This is a genomic window from Desulfatitalea tepidiphila, assembly GCF_001293685.1.
GTDB classification, from domain to species: Bacteria; Desulfobacterota; Desulfobacteria; order Desulfobacterales; family Desulfosarcinaceae; genus Desulfatitalea; species Desulfatitalea tepidiphila.
This window is the reverse complement of record NZ_BCAG01000003.1, coordinates 1,836,638-1,860,166: the sequence shown is the minus strand read 5'-3', so window position 1 is coordinate 1,860,166 and position 23,529 is coordinate 1,836,638. Positions and strand designations below refer to the sequence as shown.

Below are 23,529 nucleotides of genomic sequence, written 5' to 3'. Positions count from 1 at the left end.
TTTAAACTGATGCTCAAAACTCAAATCGAAGCTCTAAGGAGGGGTTGAATCTGATGAAGAAAGCTATGATGTTTTTATTGGTTTCGCTTACGGTTGTTTTTATTGCTGGGAATGTATGGGCACTGCCGATGGCCGATACCTATGTAACAATGGAAAATGATTGGGATGTGCCTTATACAATGACGGATGCTGAAGGTAACACTTACGGTACATTTTGTTTGGAAAAGAATAATTATTTTGAACCAGGCAAAACCTATTATGTGTCTTCTGTTGGCGATTATGCATCAGGTGGTGGGGTTGGCGGAGTAGATGGTAAAGATCCGGTTTCCAGTGAATCCAAGTGGCTTTATGCAGCCTATATGTCTGGTGTCTTTGATCAAATCAGCAACGCTGCCCAGATGGTGCAAAACGCGATCTGGTATCTGGAACAAGAGATCACTAATGGCAGCGACTGGAATACCCTGAGTGCGTACCAAAACCAATTTGATGACAGCGGTTGGACAGTGATAGCAGTAAATTTGATTACGAAAAATGGCAGTATTATCGATAACCAAAGTCAGCTCGTGGGAGCTCCCGTGCCTGAGCCGGCTACGATGCTGCTGTTTGGTACGGGATTACTTGGATTGGCGGGTTTCAGTCGAATGAGAAAAAAAAGAAGCAGCCTGGAATCATAATTCGATCGCTTGAGTTGTCGTCATTTCATTGCGGTCGGAATAGAAGAGTAAACTGGTTTTGACTATATAGGCGCCAAACACACAAAAAACTCTTTTGTGTGTTTGGCGCCTTATTATTTGGAAATCTTTATAAAAGATGCCATGTGGTTCAGGCGTAGCGGTAAGTAAATTCAAGGAGTGATAAAACCGTAAAAAGTCGCAGAAGCGTCATACCGGCCCCCGGATCGTGGTCCGGGGCAGGCTTTGATCCGGCATCCAGTACTTATTGAAATACTGGATTCCGGCTTTCGCCGGAATGACGGTAAAACCTGATTCCGGGCTTTTTACGAAGCCATCAAGGATTGCCAATATCAAAAAGGGATGCGGAACCGTTGCGCTTGATTTACCTTAAGATGCTACCAAATGCATCCTGCGCTCGTCGAGTGCGGTGCAGGACGGGCGGCAGGATAGAAAGGGGTTGCCGGTTGTGCACATCGCATTGTAATGATGATGGTGTTTGAAAAATCGGGTTAACCTTTTTGTTCGGTTGCGGGATGAGATGGTTCAGAAACTATTGATAATCGAAGATGAGAAGTCCGTGGCCAAGCAGCTGAAGTGGGGGCTTGGGGAGGATTACGACATCAGCATCGCTTATGATGCGGAGCAGGCGAGGCCGTTTTTGGCCTCAGGCAGCTTTCCGGTCGTGGTGCTGGATCTTGGGCTGCCGCCACACCCGGACACGGCACAGGAGGGATTGCTGCTGCTTGAAGAGATTGCGTCTGTCTCTCCGGACACAAAAGTGATTGTCACTACTGGCAATGCAGAACATGAAAACGCGATGCGGGCTGTCGCGCTGGGGGCGGCAGATTTTTATGCCAAGCCAGTGGATTTAAAGGTGCTGGATTTTATTTTGCGCCGTGCCTTCAGGCTCCATGCCTTGGAAACGGACAACCGCCGGCTGAGGCATCAGGTGGACCAGGGCGGTTCCCTTTGCGGTATGCTGGGAATTTCCGAGGTGATGAAAGGCTTGTTCAAGCAGATACGAAATGTCAGCGCCACCGATTATCCGGTGTTGATCACCGGCGCCAGCGGGACAGGCAAGGAGATGGCCGCGCGAGCGGTGCATGCACTGAGCCGACGGGCCAAGCGCCCCCTGGTGATTATCAACTGCGGGGCGATTCCTGAAAACCTGCTGGAAAGCGAGCTTTTCGGACATGAGAAGGGAGCCTTTACCGGCGCTGTGGGGCGCAAAACCGGGCGCTTCGAGCAGGCGGATGGGGGCACGCTGTTCCTGGACGAGATCGGGGAACTGCCCCTTATGCTGCAGGTCAAGATATTGAGATTTCTTCAGGAGGGGACGATCGATCGGTTGGGCGGCGAAAAAACCCTCAGTGTGGACGCCCGTATCATCGCCGCCACCAATGTTGACCTGGAAGCGGCGGTGAAGCAGGGGGCGTTTCGCGAAGATCTTTTCTTCAGGCTCAATGTCTTTCCGGTGCGTATGCCCGCCTTGAAGGAGAGGGCCGAAGATATCTTGTACCTGGCACAGCATATTCTGCAAACCGAGGCGGCTGCGTTGAAACGCGGCCAGGTTTCTTTTCTTCCCGGCGCCCTTTCGGCCATGACGGCTTACGATTGGCCGGGCAATGTGCGCGAACTGCAAAACCGTATTCGACGGGCCTTGGGGATGACCAGGGGCCGGATCTTGTCAGCGTCTGATTTGGGTTTGGAGGAGAACCGGCCGGAGGACAATGGGACGCAACGGCTGCCCACCTTGAAAGAGGCGCGGAATGCGGCGGAAATCAAGGTGGTAAGGCAGGCATTGGCGATCTGCGGGAACAACATCAGCCAGGCCGCGCAGCTGCTGGAGATCAGCCGGCCGACCATGCACGATTTGATCAAGAAGCATGGTATCTCGTGAATGGGATTGTGAGGAAGATACGATAAAAAAAGATCCCCGGTTTGTGTTACGGGGATCTTCTTGTTTTCAAACTCGTGAAAATAGAAACTACTTCTTGAACTTTTTGCGGCTCACGCCCAAGAGGCCCAGGAGGCCGCTGCCCAGGAGCAGGAGGGTGGCAGGCTCCGGAACCGGTGCGACTGCGGGGTTGTAGCCGGTCAGGTGTGATATGCCGACGCTGTCTTGATCGGCTGTCCCTACAAGGTGCCCGGTCGTCCATTGGGCGGATGAAGCGCCGTCAAAACCGAGCCAATACATGGCATAACTGGTTGAGCCTTTAACAGCATAGAATTCGACCGGAACCGGCGCATACCATGTGCCACCGGTTATAGACAACAGTCCATTCTCGCTTGTGCCCTCATCGAATTCATATTTATCGTAATATGTGAGCGAATCGATTTGGTAACCTGATTCATTAGCGGAGAACCAAGTATTAATTTGGCTCTGAAGCCAACTGAGTGCGGGATCGCTCGTTGGTGTGGTCGTTGGGGGATCGGGAATGACGGTAAACATGTAGGTGCCGTCATAGTCGCTTCCGCTATAGCTGACAGTTGTGATGGACAATGCGTGTGCGCTGAATGACATTGCCAAGATGATCATGATCGTAAGTGGTGCGATTCTCTTCATGTTCTGTCTCCAAATAGAGTTTTTAACGCGTTTCTTTAAGGATAAAGCAATAAACATGCCGTATTAAAAAAATCAAAAAAAACTATAAGATATGTGGATAATCGACTGGTTGTGGGAATTGGCCTGTGGTTTGTGGAAGTGGATGTGTAAAATTTTACGACAGATGAGTGAATGGCGGGTTGAATGCCGATTTGGCAATATTGTTATAATAACAAATGATTATAGATTTTTTCCAGGAATGAAAACGATTCTTGGAGGAATTATGAAGCAATCGGCTTGTTGGTATTTTTTTACTGTATAGGAAAATCATAACCGTCTCGTAAAGTCCGCAATTCGATTTTCCGTCATCCTGGCTGCGCTCGAAGCCCGCGACAAACTGCAGACGGGGAGCCCGTCTTTAGGAAGATTGTGGATGCAGGGCTCGATCCGGCATCCAGGCAGGTCCCCGTCATGCCGGACTCGATCCGGCATCCAGGATTCGAGCACCCGTGGAGCTTACTGGATCCCGGCGTTCGCCGGGAAGACGGTAACACCTGATTCAGGGGTTGTTGCGAAGCCCTCGAGTTGGATGAACACGTAATAGGGGGTAGAGGCGTGGTGCCGGAACATGGATCGTGGAGGAGTTGTGCCGGGCACTGGATCGTGGTCGGGGCAGGTTTTGATTAGGGTTTTGGACCAAGCCCCCTCGCATTGGACTCGGTCCGGCGTCCAGGCAGGGCCCCGTCATGCCGGACTCGATCCGGCATCCAGGATTCAAGCACTTGGTGAGCCTACTGGATCCCGGCGTTCGCCGGGAAGACGAAAACACTTGATTCAGGGGTTGTTGCCAATCCTTCGAGTTGGATGAACCCGTTTTTGAGTTTCTGGGTTGATCCCGTGCAGCGGTATCACAGTTTACGGTGTTTACGGTTGCTATTTTGGAATCTGGATGGTGAACGAGGCACCGCCATCGGGAATATTTTCGGCGTGGATCGTGCCGTTGAGGCTTGCTACCAGTTGCTTGACTTGCCAGAGGCCGATTCCGCTGCCGCTGGCTTTGGTGGTCTTGAGGGGTTGGAAGAGGGCCTCGGGCAGAAGGTCCTGGTCTATGCCGGGGCCGTTGTCCTCGATGCAGATGGTGACTTGGTGCTGGGAATGATTTGCGTCGACCCGAACGCACGCCGTGGGTGGTTGGCCGCCTGCTTCGAAGGCATTGATGAGAAGATTTTCGACGATCCGGGAGAGAAAATTGGGGTCGGTCTGGATGTGGATCTCGGGCGGGCAAATGAGATCAATGGCCATGCCTTTCAATCGTTTGTTGATTGTATTGCAGCAGTCGTCTAAAAACTGGTGAATTTCCACATCGGTCCATTCGGGGACGATCTCTTCTTTCAGCATGTCCAGCCGGGTTTGAACTTTGCCCATGCGGGCCAGGGCGTCGTCCATGGCTTCGAGCATGTCCTGCTGGAATTCGGGGTTGTGGATGTTGGCGGGGGCGTTGGCCCGGACCAGGGCGAGCATGGCGGCGGCATTTTTGATGTCATGGAGCACGAAGGCGGAGAGGCGATGCCAGGCCTGGCGCTCCCTGGCGTTGGCCAGTTTTTCGGCCATGCGCACGGCCATGAGGGCCGATGCGGTTTGGGTGCCCAATGCGGCGAGCAGGTCGAAGTCGTCTTGACCGTAGCGTCCTCCGGTGAACTCCCGGCCCAGCCCGATGATGCCCATCAATTGTTCGCCGGCCTGGAGGGGAGCCAGCAGAACGAGGTCCGAGCTTTCGAAGAGGGCTTTATGTTCAAACGCAAGGGCTCGATGGGTGGCGTCAGCGGTGTTGTCATCGATATAGAAGTGGGGATGGGTTTTGAGGTATTGCACCAGGGGATCGTTCGGGGCGATGGCCGGGGCGTTGGATGTCGGTGGGTTCGGCGATTGGGAGGGGATGGCGATGTATCCCCTGTCGTCGTCTCCGATCCAGATGGTGATGTGGGTGGCGTAAAGGCTGTCGGAGAGTACGTCGTAAAGGGCAACGACCACGTCCCGTTCGGTGGCGGCGTTTTGCAGCCGGATGGAAAGGGCCAGCCATTCGTCGCGGTATTCGTATTTGTTGATGTAGAAATGGGTGCTGATGAAAAAATGGACCCGGCGGCGCAGCCCGGGCGAAAAGAGAAAGATGGCGACGGCCAGAAGCCCTATGGAGAAGGCCAGCCATTGCAGCAAAAAGGGCAGGGACAGCCCGAAGGCGCGCATGATCAGCCCGATGACACCGAGTGTGAACAGATAGGCGGCAAAAATCGTGGGGGCCACGAAAGAGTAGATGATCTTGCGCGAAATGAAGATTTTACGGTTGAGCAGCCGGTGGCGTGCGACCGCGTAAACGATGAGCAGCCAGGAGAGCACGGCAAGGGCGGCCATCAGGGCCAGGTGGTGTGTGGCCAGCCGCTGGTAAGTGAGCCGGTAGGAGCCGGCCCAGATCAGGGCGGCGGTGGCGAGGAAGCAGCCCATGATGAGGAATTTGTATGCCCAGCGGTCGGATAGGGAGAGCCGGCGCCAGAAGGTCTCCAGTCGCCAGGCGGTGGCGAGCATGGCGAGCAGAAGCGCGAGGGCGTGGAAATAGATGGCGCCGTATGGGGCAAATACCAGGTCGTTCGTTGCGGATTGGACGTCGGGTGGATGGTACTGGAAATAGAGGGTCAGTGCAATGAGGGCGGCGGCCGCGAGGAGTTGTCCAGTGATGACGATTGGTGTTTCCGGTGTGTCTTCGACCGGCGGCATGGAGAGGCGGACGGCCAGGGTGAGCCACACGAGGCTGAAGAGGCCTTCGGTAAACAAGATCAGGAGGTAAGTGGCTGGTGACCACAATTCGGTGGCGCAGTAAATGTATTGTGCGGCCAGCAGGGGCAGGGCGGCCAGTATTTGAATGAGTGACAGGGAAACCCGCTGTTCGCTGTTGCGGAGGCGCGGGGCGACGGCGCAGGATAGGAGCAGCAGGAGGTCGAAGACATAGAAGAGTTTTAGGGGCATGACGGGCCGTCTGGTGTTGAGTGGTGGTTAGGGCCCATCCACAAATGGCCAAACGACATGTTTGTGGTCGGGCACTGACATGGGTGATGGTGTCTGGTAGCACTATTAGGGGCGGGTATCAAGTGGGAGGGAAAAAAGCTGGAATGAGAAAGACTTGGGGCTTGCTGATTTTCATTTTGGCGGGATTGGCGGCCTATTATGGATTTCGAGTGGAGCCGGATTGGATTGCGGTGCGGCACGTGACCGTGGATGTGCAACCGCCGTTCGATGCGTTGCGGGGCAAGACCGCGGTTCATTTGACGGATTTGCACATCGGGCGGATGGGCAAGCGGGAGGCCCGGGTTTTGGAAATTGTGGGGGATGTCGGCCCGGACATGATTTTCCTGACGGGCGATTACATTCACTGGCGGGGTGATGCGGGGCCGGCCTTGGCGTTTTTGGGGCGTTTGGGTGCCCCGGATGGGGTTTGGGCCGTGATGGGGGATTACGATTACAGCGATGACCGGCAGAGTTGCCTGTTTTGCCATGCAAGGGGCAGTGGTGCCCCCACCGAGGCCCATGGGGTGCGGTTTTTGAGGAATTCCGGTGAAAGGGTGCAGATGGGCGGCGTCCCGGTTTTGGTGGGGGGTGTGGACGGGCAGGCGTTTCGGGAGTTCGATGGGTGGCGGTCGTTTTTGGGGGGCGATGGGGAGTTGCCCGCGGTTTTGCTCAGCCACAGTCCGTTGGTTTTCGATGAGATCGATGGGTCCCAGCCGATTTTGGTGTTGGCCGGGGATACGCATGGCGGGCAGATTCCGTTGCCCGGGTGGGCTTGGGGGATGTTGGGATACGAGAAGACTGCGCGATACAGCCAGGGGTGGTTCCAAAAGGGCCGGAGCCGCATGTTTGTGAGTCGGGGGGTTGGGACGAGCCATTGGTCGGTGAGGTTGCTGCGGCGGCCGGAGGTGGTGGTGTTGCACTTTCGGTGATTGGGAGATGGAATTGAGGGAATGTCGGGAATTGTGGAAGTGGTGCGAATGGTCGGGTGGATCGGGCGAAGGTGATCCGTCATTTTATATAGGGGGACGTGCCAGGTGCTGAAGGCGTTGGTGGTTGTCTTGGGGATGGTGTTGGCGTCGGGATGCGTCGCGGAGCGGCCGGCCGAGCGGGTGCTGTTCGATTTCGAGACCGATGCTGATCTGGATCGGATGCATTGGCACTGTTTCACGCTGTTTTCGCTGTCGGAGGCGCATGCGACCCATGGGGAGCGGTCGCTTAAGATGTCGCTGTTTCCTTCGCAGTGGCCTGGATGGTCGGCGAGGTTGTACGGCAACGATTGGCGGGGATACGGTGCGTTGGCGTTTGACGTTTTCAATCCGCAGGAAGCGCCGGTGTCGGTGACGGTGCGCATCGACGATCGCAAGGATTATCCGGATTATGGGGAGCGGTTCAATCGGCGCCTGGTGTTGGCGCCGGGAGAGAACCCGGTGGTGATCGGGTTCGACGAATTGGTGACCTCCGAAGGGCGCCGGCCGCTCGATTTGAAGCGCATTTATCGGTTGTTGCTGTTCATGGCGTCGCCGGTGGAAAGGCAGGAGCTATATTTGGATCATGTTCGGTTGGTGGGGGGATGATGGTAGGGGGCGGCTGTTTGCATCCATGGTGTAAAGGATGATAAGGATGCGGCGTTTGACCGACTGGATCCCGGCGTTCGCCGTGAAGACGGTGATACCTGATTATGGGGTTTTTTGCGAAACCGTCGAGTTGGATAAGTTCCAAAGAGATTACAACTCACCGCAGAGGTGCAGAGACCGCAGATGCGTTTATTTAGATACAAATCTTTTCTCTGTGCACTCCGCGTCTCTGCGGTGGAAAATATTGAAAGCACTGGATTCCGGCGTTCGCCGGGAAGACGATAAATGCACATTGGGAGGGTTCTGATGAGGTCCTTTTGGGAATGGTGTGGCTTGGTGTTGATGGTTTCGCTTGTGGTTGGCGGATGCGCCTCGGATGAGGAGAAGAAGCTGTCGCACTACGAGAGAGGGGTGGGTTATTTTGATAAGGCGGAGTACAAGGCCGCCGAGATCGAGCTCAAAAACGCCATTCAGATCGATCCGCAATACACGGCGGCCCACTCGAAACTGGCTGAGACCTATTTGAAGATGGGGGATGCCCAGGGCGCTTTCCGTGCGTATTCGACGGTGGTTCAGCTGGATCCTGACAACACGGACGCTTTGCTGAAGCTGGCCACATTCTACATGCTGGGAAAGCAGTTCGACGATTCGCGAACCAGGGTGGATGCGGTGCTGGGCAGCGATCCGGAGAACATCGAGGCGCTTTACCTCAAATCCGGTCTGGAGGATATCGACAAGAACCTTCCCGAGGCGGCCGAAACCTTCAGGCGGATCATCCGGCTGGACGGCACCCAGACGCGCGCGTATGTCGGTCTGGCGCGTGTTCTGGCCCAACAGGGCAAGATGGAGGAGGCCGAAATCAATTTGAAGAAGGCCGTGGCGGTCGATCCCAAGGACGTCAGGACGCGGCTGGCATTGATTGGGTTTTATGCAGGCCGGAACGATATCGACCAGGCCGAAAAAGAATTTGCAGCGGCTATCGAGGCCAATCCGCAAAGTTCGGAATTGTACATGGCCCAAGGCAATTTCTATCTGCGCCAGAAGAAGATGGAGGCGGCCGAGGCGTCCGTGCTGAAGGCGGTCGAACTCGAGCCCGGGAACAGCAAGCGCTACATTGCGGCGGCGCGCTTCTACGAGACGATCGGCAGCACGGACAAGGCCAGGGAGATGTATGCCAAGGCGCTGGAGGTGGATGCCGACGATGTCGCGGTGCTCTACGAGGTGGCGCGCCACCATTTCAAAACCAATGAGATCGACCCGGCCGAATCTTACAACGAGAAGATCCTGGCCAGCCGCCCGGGTTTTATGCCGGCCCGGATGCTCAAGGGCGAGATTCTGATCGCAAAGAGAGACTGGAATGGGGCGCTGGCGGTTTTCGACGCGATCGTCGCCCAGGAGCCGAAGGCGGAACAGGCCCATTACTACAAGGGGTTGGCTCATTTTTCCAAGGGGGAGATGCAGGTGGCCAAGGCTTCCCTGAACAGGGCCGTCGAGCTGGATGCCCGAAATCTGCAGGCCAGATTGCTGCTGGCCGATATTGCCCTGCGATTGAGGGATGTGGATTCGGCCGAACGGTTGAGCAAGGAGGTGATCGAGGAGCTGCCCGACCACTATCAGGCCCATGCCATTCTCGGTCAGACCTATCTGGCCAAAGGTCAGCCGGCGCAGGCGGCCGAGGTTTTCGAGCGGATGATCGCCATGCGGCAGGACGATCCCCAGGGCTATTACCAGTTGGGCATCGCCCGGCGGATGCTCAGGGATGACGAGGGCGCCCTGGCGGCCTTTGACCAGGCCCTGCAGATCAATCCAAAACTCATGGATGTCTTCGCGCAGATCGTGAGTATTTATGTGGGGCGCAAGGATTTCACGGCGGCCATTGACCGTTGCGACGCGCATCTGGAACAGGTCAAGGACTCGGCGCTGCATGTGGCCGTGATTTCCCACCTCAAGGGGCGGGCCTACGGTGCCCAGGGAAAGGATGCGGCGGCCGAGGCGGCGTACAAGGAGGCCATCGATACCTACGAGAACTACATGCCGCCCTATTTCGAGCTGGCCAAGGTGTACTGGAAGAGAAACGACATCGACCGGGCGATCGGGCAGTACAACGCCGTGCTGGCCCAAAACCCCAATCAGGTTCAGGCGCACATGCTGTTGGGCACGCTCTATGAGATGCAGCAGAAGTACGAACCGGCCGAGCAGCACTACCGGGAGGCCCTGAAGATCGATCCGGCGTTCTCGCCGGCGGCCAACAATCTGGCGTATCGGCTGGCAGATACGGACCGGGAGCTGAACGAGGCGCTCGATCTGGCGCGGCTGGCCAAGGAGAAATTGCCGAACGATCCCGGCGTGATGGATACCCTGGGCTGGGTGTACTACAAAAAGGGTTTGTACGACAGCGCCATCGCGGAGTTGAACGACAGCGCGGAGAAGCTGAAGGACAATGCCATGGTGCATTTTCATCTGGGGATGGCCTACTATAAGGCCGGCGAGCCGGCCAGGGCCAAGGCGGTTTTGGAGCGGGTGATGGTGCTGGCGCCTAAGTTCGAAAAGGCCGAGGAGGTCCGGGCCGTGTTGGAGAAACTCTGATGAAATTTCCGGTCGTCCATCTGGGCGGCGAGCGGTGTGTGACGGGCTCGTGCCATTTCATGCAGCTGCAGGGGCTGAACCTCCTCGTGGACTGCGGCATGACCCAGGGCGAGGACCGGGGGGTGGATCCGTCACAGTGGCCGGTGCGGGCCTCAGAGCTGGATTTCATTTTCCTCACGCATGCCCATGTGGATCACATCGGGATGCTGCCCCGTTTGATCGCCGATGGGTTTGGGGGAGAGATCATCTGCACGCATCCGACCCAGGCGCTGATCGTTCCCATGCTGAACGATGCCATGCGCTTCGAGCACCTGTCGGACGATGCCCGGGAGGATGTTGCGCGCCGGATCGACGATTTGTCGTGGGGTTTCGAATGCGGTCCTTCTTTTGATTTGAAGCGGGGTATTTCATTCAAGCTCGGACGGGCCGGGCATATTCTCGGTTCCTGTTTCGTTCGGCTGGAGAGCGCCCGCGATGGCTTCTCCATCCTGTTTTCCGGGGATCTGGGGAACCGGGGCACACCGCTGTTGCTGGATCCGGAGACGGCGGATCCGGCGGACTTTTTGATTCTCGAATCCACTTACGGCAATCGGTTGCACGGGGACCGGACGCAGCGGGTCCGGCAATTGGCGGGTGTTCTCGCGCATTGCCTGGCCGACGGGGGCAAGGTGTTCATCCCGGCGTTTGCGCTGGGACGCACCCAGGAGGTTTTGTACGAGTTGGACAGGATCTTTTCCGACGATGCGTATCGGGAAATGTATCCTCAGCTGCGTGGCGAAGCCCAGCCGCCGGTTTTCGTGGATTCGCCCCTGGGGCTGGATATCACGCAGATCTATTCCGGGCTTCACGCCTATTGGGACGAGGAGGCGCGGGCGCTGTTGATGCGCGGGGAAGATCCGCTGGATTTTGACAGGTTGTTTGCCGTGCCCAGGCATTACCAGCATGAGCAGCTGCTGGGGGTCGATGGCCCGGCGATCATTATCGCCGGCAGCGGCATGTGTGCGGGCGGGCGCATTGTGGATCATCTGGTGCACGGGATCGAGGAGCCGCGGAACGATGTCGTCTTTGTGGGCTATACGGCAAAGGGAACGCCGGGCAGATGCATTCAGGCGCAGGCCGAAAGCCATGGCACGGTGGTGCTGGACGGGGTGGAGCGGCGAGTGAACGCCGGTGTGCATGTGTTGAGCGGCTATTCGGCCCATGCCGATCAAAAGGGCTTGCTGGATTGGGTGGCGGCAATGGGCGGACGTCCGAAGATGATCCGTCTGGTGCACGGGGAAGATGATGCCCGATCGGCGCTGGCGGCGGCGCTGGAACAGAGAGGGTATGTGGTGGGGTGACGGTAAAACCACCGGGATGACGCCTCAACGACTTTTTACGCTGCCTTCAATATTGAGTCATGGCAACGGTACCAGTTCGATGCGTCGGTTCTGTTCGCGGCCTTCGGGTTTGAGGTTGGATGCGATGGGACGGCTTTCGCCATATCCCTTGTAGGTCAGACGGTCCGCCGGCACGCCTTTCCGGACCAGGTAGTCGTAGATTGCCTTTGCCCGTTTTTCCGACAGGCGCTGGTTCAACTCGTCCGAGCCGCTGTTGTCGGTGTGGCCCTGGATTTCCATGCGCAGCGACGGGTTGGCCATCAACACCAGCACGGCATCGTCGAGCTGGGTAAGCGCGTCAGGCTTCAACTCCACGCCGCTTACGATGAAAATGTCGGTCAGGTTCCAACAGCCGTTGGCATCGACGGCCGCCTGGGGCGGGGTGTTCTTGCACCAATCCGAGTCGTCCGGCACCCCATCGCCATCCGCGTCGGGCGGGGTCTGGGTTTCGGCCGGCGGCAAGTTGGCCAGGTTGACCTTGGCGATCTCGACCAGATTGCGGCCGGAGTATCCCTTTACGTTGGCGGAGGCCGCCGTGTCCGAAGGATTCATGTCGATCACCGCCTGGTAGGCATCGCGGGCTTGTTTGTAGCGCTGGGTGTCCTGGTAGACCACGCCTAAGTTCAAAAGCGTGTAGGGATTCTTGTCGTTGATGTACAGGGCCTGGTTCAGGAGATGTTCGGCGGTGTTGTAATCTCCGGCGGATAGGGCGATGTAGCCGTTCTCCAGCAATTCGGCCTCCTTTTGGGAAGAAGACGGGGAGCCGAAGGTCGAGCAGGAAACTACAGCAAGTGCTGCCAGGATGACCAGAGTGGTGAAGTTTTTCATTGGCGATCTCCTAATTGGCAATCGGGGATGACGGTGCGCCGGGGAATTTGGGCCAGTTTGCAGAATGCACGTTGAAGTCGTCGCCGAAATTGGGCTTGAACCGGATGTGATTGTTGTAAATTGTGTTTTAAATATTTCTGGTGGCTTTGTTAAAAGCCTGGAATCATGTTTTACCGTCATCCCGGAGAAAGCCGGGCCCAGTGTTTTCAAAAATGGCCTGGATGCCGGCGTTCTTCTGCATGACGACGTTAGACCTTTTGACGAGTTCGCCATTAATAAATCTCTTATACGGCATTTTCTCGTTTTCTTCAAGAGGGAAGAGGGGATAGACATGCGGGGAAGGTTTGAAAATCATATGGTTGCAGGATGTCGTCGCGTGTGACGGGTTGATTATTGGAATCTGCCAGGTTGTTGTTTGGAGTGCACTGTCATGGTAACGGAGTTGTGAGAATGACAGACAAATTGATGGAACTGCTCGTTTGGGCGCTTTGCGATCAGCGACCGGCACCGCCGGTGGACGCAGCTTATCTCTATTGCCAGACGCAGGACAATCAGGCTTCGGTGTTTGGAGCGGCGCAGTCGATCGTTCGTCAAGGGCTGGCAAAGCACATACTGATTTGCGATGCGCCACCGGTGAGCGGCTATCCTGGATTCGCGGACTGGCAGAGGGAATTGGCCGGCCTTGGGATCGATGGCGATGTTTTGGAACGGGTGCCGGTCGGCGCGGTCCGGATGCTTCATACCCTCATCGAGTCAAGGGCGCTGATATCGTATGCCAGGTTGCAGGATTATAAGACAATCATGATCGTTTCCTCCCCGTTTCATCAGCTCAGGGCCTTGATGACGGCGGCCAGCGTGGCGATATGGGGGTGGCCGGAGATCAATATATATAGTTTCCCGGGCGTCGCCCTGCCTTGGCACGAGGCGGCGGTGCACTCACAAGGCATGCTGCAGGCCAAGCGGATCGATCTGATCCATGAGGAGATGCGGCGGATTGAAGCTTACCAAGGCAAAGGCGATCTGGCTTCGTTCGAGGAGGTGGGGCGGTATCTGCTTGGGCGGGATCTTTCTTAAGAGGTTAAAGAAAACTCCCCGTTTTCAAATGGTGTGAATCGTTTGAAAACGGGGAGTTGGTTTTTTGAATTCTACTTTACATACTGTACTGCATCTGCGCAGGTGCTGCAGCTGCTGTCACGGGATACCACTTCTACCCGGGCCGATCCCGTGAAATTGTATCTGCCCAGGGAGTTCCACTTCCCGCCGTTTTGACGCTGGTTGACATAGACGGTGCCAACCTTTGTGCTGCCGTTGTAGACGTTGACCGGTACGCTGCCGCAGCGTGAGGAATAAGCGGACCACCACAGGGAGACCCCGTAGTTGCCGGAAAGCTGGGCCGAGTAGCTGTATTTTCCGCTGGTATCTTTGCTGTACAGGGATTGGGAGCCGTAGGCACCGGTCCCACCGGATACGGACCACTTGCCGACCTCCAGGGTGCCCCTTTCGCCGTCATCGATGACACGGAGCGAGTCGTCATCATCGATGTCGAGGCTGAATTCGGCGGCGTCGGCGCAGGTGCTGCAACTGCTGTCGCGGGAGGCGACCACGACCCGGGCCTTGCCGGAAAATTCGAAGCTGCCCAGAACGTTCCATAGGCCGCCATTCTCGCGTTGATCCACGTAGATCGTTTTCAGCAGGTCGTTGTCGTCGTAAATATAGACCGGCACGCTGCCGCAGCGGGAGGAGTACTCGGTCCACCAGAGGGAGACCTCGTAGCGCCCTGAAAGTTCGGATGAGAAGGTGTATCGGCCGCTGGTATCTTTGCTGTACAGGGACTGGGAACCGTAGGGATTGGTGCCGCCGGAGACCTTCCAGCTACCCGATGCGGTGGTGCCCGTCTTGCCGTCGTCGAGAACGATGACTGCACTGTTGTTGGAAGTGGTACTGGTAGAACCGGAGGTGGTGCCGGAGGTGCTCGACGAGGTGCTGCCGGACGTATTGCTGGTTGTGCTGCTTGAAGAGGTGTTGGTGGTCGAGGTGCTGGTGGATGTCGTCGAACTCGTGGTGCCACTCGCGGTCGTTGTGTAAGCGAACTGAGCCGCATCGGCACAGGTGCTGCAGCTCGAACCGCTGGCGGCGATCACCACGCGGGGCGATCCGGAAAAGGTGTATTCTCCCAGGGTGTTCCAACGGCCGCCGTTTTGACGCTGATCCACGTACACGGTATCGATGCGGCTGCTGCCGTCGTAAATGTAGACGGGCACGTTGCCGCAGCGCGAGCTGTAATCCGTCCACCACAACCGCACCTGGCATCGGCCCGACGACTGGGGGGCGAAAGTGTACCTGGCGCCGGACTCCTTGCTGTACAGCGAGTTGGCTCCATACGGGCTAGTTCCGCCAGACACGGGCCAGCTGCCGGTCGCGGACGTGCGGCTGGAACCATTGTCCAAGGTGACGGTGGTGGTTGATGAGGAAGTGGTGCCGGATGAGGACGTACTCGAGGTCTGGGGGCTGATTTTGACCTCGTTGGAATTGCCGCTTTCCTGGCTGCCGACATAGGCGCGCACGACGCAGTAGTAGGTGGTGTTGTCTGCCAGGTTGGCGAGGGTTGCCGTAGTGGCGGCCCCGGTCCAGGAGGGCGAGCTGTAATTGTAACTCCCTCCTTCTGCACGGCGGTAGACTCTATAGCCGTCGGGTGCTGGGTTGTTTGTATCCCATGCGAGCGTGACTTGTGCTGCGCCGGCCACTGATGAATATGCGATTAAAATGATGAAAAGGGCAATTGCTGTTGTGAGTGGGGTTAAAGATAATTTTTGTGGCTTCATTTTTCCATTCAGTTAGGTTTCGGGGTTTTAAGGCTGTTCAACTTCTGCTACGCATCCTTTGATAGAGCAATTTGAATGCCGCTTTTGCCTGGCCCCAAAAAGCTTTCCGATTCTAAAATCTATGTCCCAGATATGATTGTAAATGTCGACTTGTTGGATCCTATCCAAGTAGATGTCCCGTATGACTTGCCAAAGCCGAATGCCCCAAAACTGCACATTCGAGGGAAAAATTCGAACCAATAGAGGGGACGCCCTTCATATTTCTATATTTACAACACTTTCACACAGTGCTATTGATACGGCATGCCAAGAAAAGCCAGAATAGATGCCCCGGGAGCCATACATCACATTATCGCGAGGGGAATTGAGCGCGGAATCATATTTCGCGACGATCAGGATCGCGACGATTTTGTCCATCGGCTTGGCAAAGTTGTGACAGAAACCGAAACCCGGTGTTTTGCCTGGGCCCTGATCCCTAATCATTTTCATCTACTGCTTCAGACCGGCGCTGCCCCCGTGTCCACTGTCATGCGTCGCCTGCTGACGGGCTATGCTGTTGGACATAACCGTCGCCACGACCGTAGCGGCCACCTCTTTCAAAACAGGTACAAATCGATTCTGTGCCAGAAGGATGCCTACTTAAAAGAGTTGGTCCGCTACATCCATTTGAATCCGTTAAGGGCTGGATTGGTGGAAAATATGGATGAACTGGATCGGTATCGGTTTTCAGGACACAGCTATGTTGCAGGAAAAATGAGCAATGACTGGCAGGCGGTTTCGGAGGTCTTATCTATCTTCGATGACCGGCTTGCTCGAGCTCGCTTGGGCTATCGAAACTATTTGATTCAAGGGATTACCCTTGGGCGGCAACCGGACTTGGTTGGGGGTGGTTTGGTACGCAGTGCAGGAGGCTGGGATGTTGTTTGTGCAATGCGTAGGGTTGGTGATTTCCAAAAAAGTGACGAGCGCATCCTGGGGGACGGCGATTTTGTAGAAACAGTGCTTGTGGAAGCTCAGGAGCAGATGCGTCTTCAATACGTCTTGGCTTCCAAGGGGATCGAGTTTAAAGATCTTGCAGACGCTGTGTCGAAAGTGGTGCCGATTTCACTCGAAGAGCTTGTTGGGCCTTCTAAGGCGCGAAGGGTTGTAAAAGCCAGAGCGATCATCTGTTACTGGGCTGTGCGTGAACTGGGAATGTCCATGACTGAGATCGGGGAGAAGTTGAAAATAGCGGTTTCGACGGTCAGTGCTGCAGTCAATAAGGGCCAGTCCATTGCAAAAGAGGAGGGATTGGTTCTTTCAGAACTATTGAATATGGAAATATGAAGGGCGTCCCCTTCTTTTGTTGGGCGCACCTGGAAAGGGATGTTGGCCGTGGCCGCGTGGCCGTTGTTGTCCAGGACGTAGACGAAGAGACGATATTCACCGGCCGACAGGGGCGCCGAGAGGTTGAGCTCCGGCGACTGGTCCTGGGTGATGCGGGCCAGGCTGGCCGGCCGGGGTTCAAACGAGCCGCCGCTGCCCAACACCGAGGGCTCTTCGAGCAGCTCCCACACATAGGTCAGGCGATCGGCTTCGGGATCGCGGGCGTTGACCCATGAGCTCAACGCTTCTCCGGGGGCAACGACGACGCCCTGTTCGGCCGGAATGCCGTTGATCAGCATGTCGAGCACCTCGGGAGCGCGGTTGGCCGGCCAGGAGCCGGTCCAGTTGTAGTGCATGGCGTCGACCGCGGGGCTGAACAGGCCGGCCTGGGCGATGCCGGGCAGCTCTTCCAGGATCATGCTGTACCAGGTGGGGGTGCGTTCCTGTTTTTGGCCCCAGAGAAAGACGTAGGCGCCGATGCACCGGTCCCGGTTGGCCAGGATGTCGCGTTCGTAGCCGGCCAGCTGGAAATCGGCCTTCCACGCGCTGGTGGGCTCAAGGGGTCGGCCCCAGGCGGTGTGCTGGGCCTCCCAGTGGCCTTTGACGCCCCATTCGGTGATCATGTAGGGCCCCGTGTAAGGGGAGCTGTCCACCATGGCCCGGATGTCGGCCAGGGTTCCGTAGGCATTGATGCCCACGGCATCCAGGGCCGGTGCGAAAATGGCGATGTTTTCCAGGGTGTCCGGATTGCAGGCGATGACCGAAACCACCGGGTGGGCATCGTCGTGCTGCCGGATGAGGCGGGCCAGGTCATCGACGAATCGCCAGGCCGACTCGGTGTCGGCGCCCTCCAGGTTGATCTCGTTGCCCAGGGCCCACATGAGCAGCGCCGGATGGTTGCGATGGCGTTGCGCCAGGTCTTGCACCTGGTCGATTTTCATCTGGCGATAGGAGGGGTCTTCGTAGTCCGCCGGGTCGTGGGAGAGCCAGATGCCGAGCATGACGGTCATGCCCAGTCCGTGGGCCCGTTCCAGCACTTCGTCCGCATCGCCGGCGTCCCAGGTGCGCACCGAATTGGCCCCCGCGGCCGCGGCACCTTCCAGAAAGCGGCTGCCGCCGATGCCTTTGATGTAGTAGGGTTCGCCGCCGCGATAGAGAGTGAAACCCTCATCCCGACGCTGGATTGTGACCCGGATCGTCTCTTGGGCCATGACGGGTGTGTCCTGTATATCAATCTCCTGTTGCGTTTCTTGTTCCGGTTTTTGTTCTGGTCCAGTCGCCGCCTCCGGCACCGGTGGCGGCTGTTGGGCAGGGATTTGGTCCGCAAGGCATGACCAGGCGCAAGCCCAAATCAAAAGGGAAACCAGAGCGAAGGTGATGGATAGTGATTTCAACCGTGCAAAAGCGACCAAATCGATTAACTCCCGTTATGGCTATCGGTCGATCCAGCTGAGCCAAGCAGATCAAATGTCAGCCCCGAACCGATAAAGTCTCTTATCTCTCCTCCGGGCCTTCCGAGCAATTCACAGCATCTTCCATGCCAATAAACAAAGTGCAAAAAAACAATAACATAAGGTTGTCGGTACCGTAAAAAGCCGCACAGAGGCGGCATGCCGTACCCCGGATCGTGGTCCGGGGCAGGCTTTGATCCGGCATCCAGAACCTATTGAAAATACTGGATGCCGGCTTTCGCCGGGATGGCGCGGCTGGCGGATTCCGGCTTTCGCCGGGATAACGGTAAAAGCGAATTCCGTACTTTTCATGAATCCATCGAGATTGAATTGCAGGCCATTTGAGATGCTGATTGACAAAAATTGGCAGGAATTTGACAATTGTTGTCAGGCGGCTGGGGCAGGGAAATTTCTATAGTGCGGCATTCATTTGGGTCGATGGTTGGGGGATTGCCGAGCGATTCAATACGTTTGAATTGTATTCTTATCCAGCGCTTTGAAAAGTATTTAACCAATTGTCAATTTCTGGATCACTAATGGGATGTACCGATAAGCCCTGACTTATTGCGTCTAAACCCGAAAATAGTTCGCCGCCTGCTATGAGTACTGGCCCCGAATAGTGTCCTTCACACTGTGTGCTGAAAACGCCGTCAACAATACGTCCATCAGGAAAGGTGACCCGAACTACGCCCATCGGTGGTAACTCCTTTAATTTGCATTCCATGCATGTGATAGTTTTTTATATGAAATGGCATTAAAGAGCTTTGCCGAAGCAAATACGTATGACAATCAGTTACCAATTGATGAAATTAGACGCCTTCTCCTGCAACCCACAGCTCTTAGGCAAACTCCAGAACGTTCGAGATGGCCTCTATCAGCTGATGTGTTTTAAAGGGTTTGAAAAGCGCACCGCTGATTCCATCGTTATGGAGCCGGGGAATTACTATTGCCGGGCTCTCTCCGGTCATGGCGATGATCGGCAGCTTTGGATAAATCGCCTTTATGCGAATTGTAAGTTCCCAGCCATCCATTTTTGGCATGTTGATATCGGTCAACACAAAATCAATCCTATCGTTTTCTTTCAAATAACTGAGTGCTTCATCGCCGCTGCTGGCTGATGTGGTGTGATAACCGAGTTTTTCAAGTAGTTGGCAAACCAGTGCCAGCGTGCTGATTTCATCGTCAACGACTAAAATGTGTCTTTTGATTTCCATTGCAAAAACATTCACTTGAAAAGTAAAAAAATTTGATTCTTGGGAGATTTTAAGCAATAAAAATGCCATATGTATTCTTAAAATATTTTAATACATAATTCCGGACGGTTAGATTTTAATCACGACCATTTAATAGGGATAAGCGCGAAAAATTGGCGGCATGCAAAAAAATATTGTCAAATTTTCTATATCCAGGATTGGAAAGACTTTTTTGTTGATTTAGTATTTTAGACTACAATTTCGGCAGCCAATCATTCTGCACTGGCTTTGTAGAGAACCGTAAGCCCTAAGGCGATTTCTCTCATCGTGATGTGCATGATCAAATTGGAAACCATCTCCTTCCGATCAAGTCGTCGGCTATAACCTATATTGGACAGAAGATCCTGATATCGATGATAATTCAAACGCAAAAGAAATCTGCACTATCAATGAAGTGTATTTGCCAGAATGTTTGGGTAAAATCCGTTCAGCAAAACCCAGGTTCATTTTCGGGACTACGGCCGTGCACGCCAAATGTTGACTAACATTTGACAGCTAAACACAACCTTTAGCAGTTGCTTTTTTCAAACATAAACCAACAGACGCCTATGATAGTTTGATATGGGGCGTCGATCATGCATCCTCTGTGAACAACTTTTGAACCGCTTCGGAGAGTTGACCGACACTGAAGGGTTTTTGCAAAAAACCTTGACAGCCTTGATCCAAAACCGCCTGTATGCTCTCGTTTACGCTGTATCCGCTGCATAGCAGGGCTTTTAAGTTCGGTTTGATTTTTTTGAGCCGTTTGTAAAGCTCCCCTCCGTTCATGCCGGGCATCACCATGTCGATAATGATCACATCCAGAATATCCAATTTGTCCGAGTATTTTTCCAATGTCTCCTCGCCGCTGGATGCACCCAAGGCGGTATACCCCAACCCTGTTAAAAGCGCGATGCTGGTCTCCAGCATCATGATTTCATCGTCAACGATCAAAATAGTGCCTTCACCCTTTTGAGCGGTCTGGCGTTGCTCAAGGTTCACCGAAGGGGTTGCATCGACCGAAGGCAGATAAATGGAAAATGTACTGCCGGCCCCAATTTCTGATGATACATCTAAAAAACCTTTATGGGCGTTGACGATGCCGTAAACTGAAGCCAGCCCTAAGCCCGTGCCTTTGTTCTTTTTGGTGGTGAAAAAGGGTTCAAAAATGGTTTCCATATGTTCGGCCGAAATGCCGGATCCCGTATCGGTGCAACTGATCTTGGCGTAATTTCCAGATGGGATATCATGATATCGCCCTTTGATTGTTTCTGATGCGATATTGTGAGTGCAAATGGTAAAGGTGCCGCCGTTTGGCATGGCATCGGCTGCATTCGCATACAGGTTCCACAACACCTGCTCGATCTGGCTCCGGTCTGCTTCTACGGTAGGAAGCGCAGGATCGAGTTTCAGCCTGACGACAACATCCTTTCTGGCCGCCGCAAACGTATCCGAAACGTCCTGGATCATCTCGTTCAGGTCGATGGCCTTGATTTCATAATTTCCGCCCCGGGCGTAGCTGAGCAGTTGACGGTTCATCTTTGCCGCGTTATCGATGATGTGTTCGATTTTTGTGATCCGCTCAAATGCCGTGTTGTCCGGAACGGCCATCTTGATCAAAGTGATGTTGCCCAGGATGCCTCCCAGCCAGTTGTTGAAATTGTGGGCAATGCCACCTGCCAGAGTGCCGATGGATTCCATCTTCTGCGCCCGCTGCAACCTCTTTTCAAGTTCCTTGCGTTCCATCTCCAGTTTCAGCCGATCCTGCGCATCGCGTAAAAAGCCGCGATATCCGGCCGGTTGTTGATGATGATCAAGAATTAAGGAGATCGAAAGGTCAACGGGAAGGACCTTGTCCTTGCCAGCGGCCAACTCGAGTTGGACAAATCGCACGGGCTCCCTGGTATCAAGGATTGGTTGGAACAGTTTTTCCAACTGTGCAATGGAATCCGGGCTGAAGAAGTATTCGAAGCGACTTGCTTGCAATTCATCTAAAACCCCGCCGGCGAGCCGAGCAAACGCTTTGTTGGCAAACAGGAGTCGTCGGTTCAAATCGATCTCGAAATATCCCTCTTCGATGCTTTCCAGCGTTTGCCGGTATCTGTCTTCGCTTTCTTGCAGCTTTTGGAAAGAGCGTGCGTTGTTGATGCCGATGGCGATGTGTGACGCAATCCCTTCGAGCAAATTGACATCGCTCTTTTTTAATGGCGCTTGGGAGTTGACGTTGTCCACGGCCAGGATGCCGACCGCTTTGTCCTTGTAAATGATTGGTATGCACAAGAGCGAACGCACGCCGAATGTCTCCAACAGATTCCTGCTCCTGGCCGACAATGAATCCACCATTTCATTTGCATCGGAAATCGTCAGATTCTTTTTATCCAGAAACGACCTGACAAAAAAACCCCTGGAATCCGGCTTGTCCAAATGAAACGTTGTTTTTTCGAGATAGGTTTGCTCCTCCTCGGAATATCCATAGCCTGCCTTATAGAACAGGCGCGTTTCAGCTTCGTCGGCCAGCAGGATCAGCCCTCGGTCAAAACTCAGTCGCTGGTGCATCAGTTCGGCCAGCTTGTGCATCAGATCGTCGACGTTGAGAATGACGGCCGTGGCTTGACCGATCTCCTGGACCAGCAGGGAATTATTATAGCTGGTATGCGCCGTCTCGATGCGCTCTTCGGCCGCCTGGTGGCTGTGCTCCACGATTTTTTCAAGCTCTTTTATTTTGGTTCGGGCATAGGCGATCTCCATTGTGACATTCAGGCAGATGAAAATAGCGGCAAGGGACAAAAAATATCCTAGCGGCAAAAAGAGACACAAAATGGCGAGCAGTATCGATGAACCGATCAGTGAATAGTTGCGCCACAACTTTATGGTAAGCGACTTCGGATCGACCCAGGAGACAATATAGTGGCACGCCTCGTCGCCCCTGTGAAAACACAGTGGGTGTTCGATATGAGCATACAGATTGGTAAACAGCTTCGGCAGCGCTTCGATGCTGCCCATGCGGTTTTCACACTGATAGGGCTTTTCATCGACATCGGCATTGGGCGCGGAAATGATTTCGATTTTGCCAGGGGCCAACCGTTTGACCTTGACGGTCGCCCCCTTTGTGAACAGAGGAAATATTTTCGCCATGGAGAGCAGGGCGGTCTCGGTAGTCAAAAGTCCGATCACATACTGCTGGAACAGGGCCATGCCGGCCGATGACGCGCTGAATCGACCCGCTTTGCGGGCGATGTCGGATTCACCGCTCTTTTCGGCAATAATTTGATGGAACCGATCCGCTTGTTCCTGGGTGAACCAATGGGCGGTATCCGCCAACTCCTCAGGCGTGATGCCAGCATAATCAAGGAACTCCTGGGATTTGAGATCCGGCCGGGCAATACGCAAGTAATCGACATAGCTTTGGAATATGCGGCTGTTGTATAGCGGGGGAGCATCTTTCATGTAAACCCTGGCACTACTCTATATCTGAGTACAATTTTTTTCGACACTCCGGGCAGATGCCATGGGACAGATCCGATCCCAGGTTTCGGTTGATGTAGATTTCAACGGTTTCCCATTGGTCTTCACCGATCTTAATTCGTTTACATGCGGCACACATGGGTAAAATCTGGCCGACCTGAAATAAATCGGCAAGGTCCTCCATCATGACCATGGCCAATTGAAGCCCTCCGGCCGTGACCGGCCACGCTGTCATCAGAAAATTTATCTGCCTGGCATGATTTTGATGCTGTACGGACATCTGGGATCTTTTGCGAATGATGCGCTTTTCAGAAAACACCTTCATCACAACGTTTCGAACGACACATTCAGAGCAATGTTTTGTTTTTCCACACTCTTGCCCTGAGTCAAATTTATAGTAGCATCGGATCGTTTCTCCGCAGGACCGGTCGGATTCAAACGCCACCCCTTTTTGGAAAACGCTTCTCGCCTCCTTGTTGGCATCGACCACATTAAGGTCCTTGTCCACAACCAAAATGGGCATTGGAATGGAGTAGAAAAAATCATCCCTT

At 54.8% G+C, this 23,529-nt stretch carries 16 protein-coding genes and 1 pseudogene; 9 read left to right on the top strand and 8 right to left on the bottom strand.

All coding sequences use genetic code 11. The features are described 5' to 3' along the window. Positions 1-53: 53 nt before the first annotated feature. Complete coding sequence (locus tag DFT_RS12955) at positions 54-674, top strand: PEP-CTERM sorting domain-containing protein (protein WP_054031596.1); 621 nt, start codon at positions 54-56, stop codon at positions 672-674. Between the two features lie 538 nt (positions 675-1,212). Continuing rightward, positions 1,213-2,574, top strand: coding sequence for a PEP-CTERM-box response regulator transcription factor (gene prsR / locus DFT_RS12950; RefSeq protein ID WP_054032456.1), 1,362 nt, complete (start codon positions 1,213-1,215; stop codon positions 2,572-2,574). Positions 2,575-2,661: 87 nt separating this feature from the next. Here prsR and DFT_RS12945 read toward each other — a convergent pair whose 3' ends face one another. Both DFT_RS12945 and prsK read right to left on the bottom strand, forming a co-directional pair. Continuing rightward, entirely contained in the window at positions 2,662-3,240 is a 579-nt protein-coding gene (locus tag DFT_RS12945) for a PEP-CTERM sorting domain-containing protein (protein WP_054031595.1), read from the bottom strand. A gap of 912 nt (positions 3,241-4,152) precedes the next feature. Beyond that, on the bottom strand, positions 4,153-6,237 hold the full coding sequence (gene prsK / locus DFT_RS12940) for an XrtA/PEP-CTERM system histidine kinase PrsK (RefSeq protein ID WP_054031594.1): 2,085 nt from the start codon (positions 6,235-6,237) through the stop codon (positions 4,153-4,155). A gap of 143 nt (positions 6,238-6,380) precedes the next feature. On the opposite strand from prsK, the gene DFT_RS12935 reads away from it, so the two are divergent. The 4 genes from DFT_RS12935 (at position 6,381) to DFT_RS12915 (ending at position 11,776) form a co-directional block, all read left to right on the top strand. Further along, on the top strand, positions 6,381-7,205 hold the full coding sequence (locus DFT_RS12935; protein ID WP_152971973.1) for a metallophosphoesterase: 825 nt from the start codon (positions 6,381-6,383) through the stop codon (positions 7,203-7,205). A 105-nt stretch (positions 7,206-7,310) separates the two neighbouring features. Further along, positions 7,311-7,850 (top strand): hypothetical protein, encoded by a 540-nt coding sequence (locus DFT_RS12930; RefSeq protein WP_054031592.1) that lies wholly within the window; start codon positions 7,311-7,313, stop codon positions 7,848-7,850. A gap of 306 nt (positions 7,851-8,156) precedes the next feature. Further along, the gene (locus tag DFT_RS12920; protein ID WP_161807147.1) at positions 8,157-10,436 is read left to right on the top strand and encodes a tetratricopeptide repeat protein; all 2,280 of its coding nucleotides are present in this window, start codon (positions 8,157-8,159) and stop codon (positions 10,434-10,436) included. After that, the gene (locus DFT_RS12915) at positions 10,436-11,776 is read left to right on the top strand and encodes an MBL fold metallo-hydrolase RNA specificity domain-containing protein (protein WP_054031589.1); all 1,341 of its coding nucleotides are present in this window, start codon (positions 10,436-10,438) and stop codon (positions 11,774-11,776) included. The genes DFT_RS12920 and DFT_RS12915 overlap by 1 nt, the downstream gene beginning before the upstream one ends. A 57-nt stretch (positions 11,777-11,833) precedes the next feature. Here the strand turns inward: DFT_RS12915 and DFT_RS12910 are convergent, their stop codons facing one another. After that, the gene (locus DFT_RS12910) at positions 11,834-12,643 is read right to left on the bottom strand and encodes an OmpA family protein (protein WP_054031588.1); all 810 of its coding nucleotides are present in this window, start codon (positions 12,641-12,643) and stop codon (positions 11,834-11,836) included. Between the two features lie 64 nt (positions 12,644-12,707). Between DFT_RS12910 and DFT_RS26245 the strand changes: the two genes are divergently transcribed. Together DFT_RS26245 and DFT_RS12900 are read left to right on the top strand one after the other, a co-directional pair. After that, entirely contained in the window at positions 12,708-13,025 is a 318-nt protein-coding gene (locus tag DFT_RS26245) for a hypothetical protein (RefSeq protein WP_054031587.1), read from the top strand. A gap of 68 nt (positions 13,026-13,093) precedes the next feature. Beyond that, positions 13,094-13,717: a YdcF family protein gene (locus DFT_RS12900; RefSeq protein ID WP_054031586.1), complete on the top strand. Its 624-nt coding sequence runs from the start codon at positions 13,094-13,096 to the stop codon at positions 13,715-13,717. Between the two features lie 71 nt (positions 13,718-13,788). Here the strand turns inward: DFT_RS12900 and DFT_RS25855 are convergent, their stop codons facing one another. Further along, on the bottom strand, positions 13,789-15,387 hold the full coding sequence (locus DFT_RS25855) for a golvesin C-terminal-like domain-containing protein (protein ID WP_152971972.1): 1,599 nt from the start codon (positions 15,385-15,387) through the stop codon (positions 13,789-13,791). A 381-nt stretch (positions 15,388-15,768) separates the two neighbouring features. On the opposite strand from DFT_RS25855, the gene DFT_RS25065 reads away from it, so the two are divergent. Beyond that, positions 15,769-16,791 carry a helix-turn-helix domain-containing protein gene (locus DFT_RS25065; protein WP_076750539.1) on the top strand — a complete coding sequence of 341 codons (1,023 nt, stop codon included), beginning with the start codon at positions 15,769-15,771 and terminating at the stop codon, positions 16,789-16,791. Positions 16,792-17,444: 653 nt separating this feature from the next. On the opposite strand, the pseudogene DFT_RS26755 reads toward DFT_RS25065, so the two are convergent. The 4 genes and pseudogenes from DFT_RS26755 to DFT_RS25850 all read right to left on the bottom strand — a co-directional run. Further along, positions 17,445-17,831, bottom strand: a pseudogene (locus DFT_RS26755) (glycoside hydrolase family 2 TIM barrel-domain containing protein); the annotation flags it as partial. Between the two features lie 1,289 nt (positions 17,832-19,120). Then, positions 19,121-19,564: a response regulator gene (locus DFT_RS12880; protein ID WP_054031582.1), complete on the bottom strand. Its 444-nt coding sequence runs from the start codon at positions 19,562-19,564 to the stop codon at positions 19,121-19,123. A gap of 543 nt (positions 19,565-20,107) precedes the next feature. Beyond that, entirely contained in the window at positions 20,108-22,960 is a 2,853-nt protein-coding gene (locus tag DFT_RS12875; protein ID WP_054031581.1) for a hybrid sensor histidine kinase/response regulator, read from the bottom strand. A gap of 13 nt (positions 22,961-22,973) precedes the next feature. Beyond that, positions 22,974-23,213: a hypothetical protein gene (locus tag DFT_RS25850; RefSeq protein ID WP_152971971.1), complete on the bottom strand. Its 240-nt coding sequence runs from the start codon at positions 23,211-23,213 to the stop codon at positions 22,974-22,976. Between the last annotated feature and the right edge of the window lie 316 nt (positions 23,214-23,529).

Coding starts and splice junctions, on each gene's coding strand:
- DFT_RS12955 (WP_054031596.1), top strand. CDS start 54: ATGAAGAAAGCTATGATGTTTTTATTGGTTTCGCTTACGGTTGTTTTT.
- prsR (WP_054032456.1), top strand. CDS start 1,213: ATGGTTCAGAAACTATTGATAATCGAAGATGAGAAGTCCGTGGCCAAG.
- DFT_RS12945 (WP_054031595.1), bottom strand. CDS start 3,240: ATGAAGAGAATCGCACCACTTACGATCATGATCATCTTGGCAATGTCA.
- prsK (WP_054031594.1), bottom strand. CDS start 6,237: ATGCCCCTAAAACTCTTCTATGTCTTCGACCTCCTGCTGCTCCTATCC.
- DFT_RS12935 (WP_152971973.1), top strand. CDS start 6,381: ATGAGAAAGACTTGGGGCTTGCTGATTTTCATTTTGGCGGGATTGGCG.
- DFT_RS12920 (WP_161807147.1), top strand. CDS start 8,157: ATGAGGTCCTTTTGGGAATGGTGTGGCTTGGTGTTGATGGTTTCGCTT.
- DFT_RS12915 (WP_054031589.1), top strand. CDS start 10,436: ATGAAATTTCCGGTCGTCCATCTGGGCGGCGAGCGGTGTGTGACGGGC.
- DFT_RS12910 (WP_054031588.1), bottom strand. CDS start 12,643: ATGAAAAACTTCACCACTCTGGTCATCCTGGCAGCACTTGCTGTAGTT.
- DFT_RS26245 (WP_054031587.1), top strand. CDS start 12,708: ATGCACGTTGAAGTCGTCGCCGAAATTGGGCTTGAACCGGATGTGATT.
- DFT_RS12900 (WP_054031586.1), top strand. CDS start 13,094: ATGACAGACAAATTGATGGAACTGCTCGTTTGGGCGCTTTGCGATCAG.
- DFT_RS25065 (WP_076750539.1), top strand. CDS start 15,769: ATGCCAAGAAAAGCCAGAATAGATGCCCCGGGAGCCATACATCACATT.
- DFT_RS12880 (WP_054031582.1), bottom strand. CDS start 19,564: ATGGCATTTTTATTGCTTAAAATCTCCCAAGAATCAAATTTTTTTACT.
- DFT_RS12875 (WP_054031581.1), bottom strand. CDS start 22,960: ATGAAAGATGCTCCCCCGCTATACAACAGCCGCATATTCCAAAGCTAT.
- DFT_RS25850 (WP_152971971.1), bottom strand. CDS start 23,213: ATGACAGCGTGGCCGGTCACGGCCGGAGGGCTTCAATTGGCCATGGTC.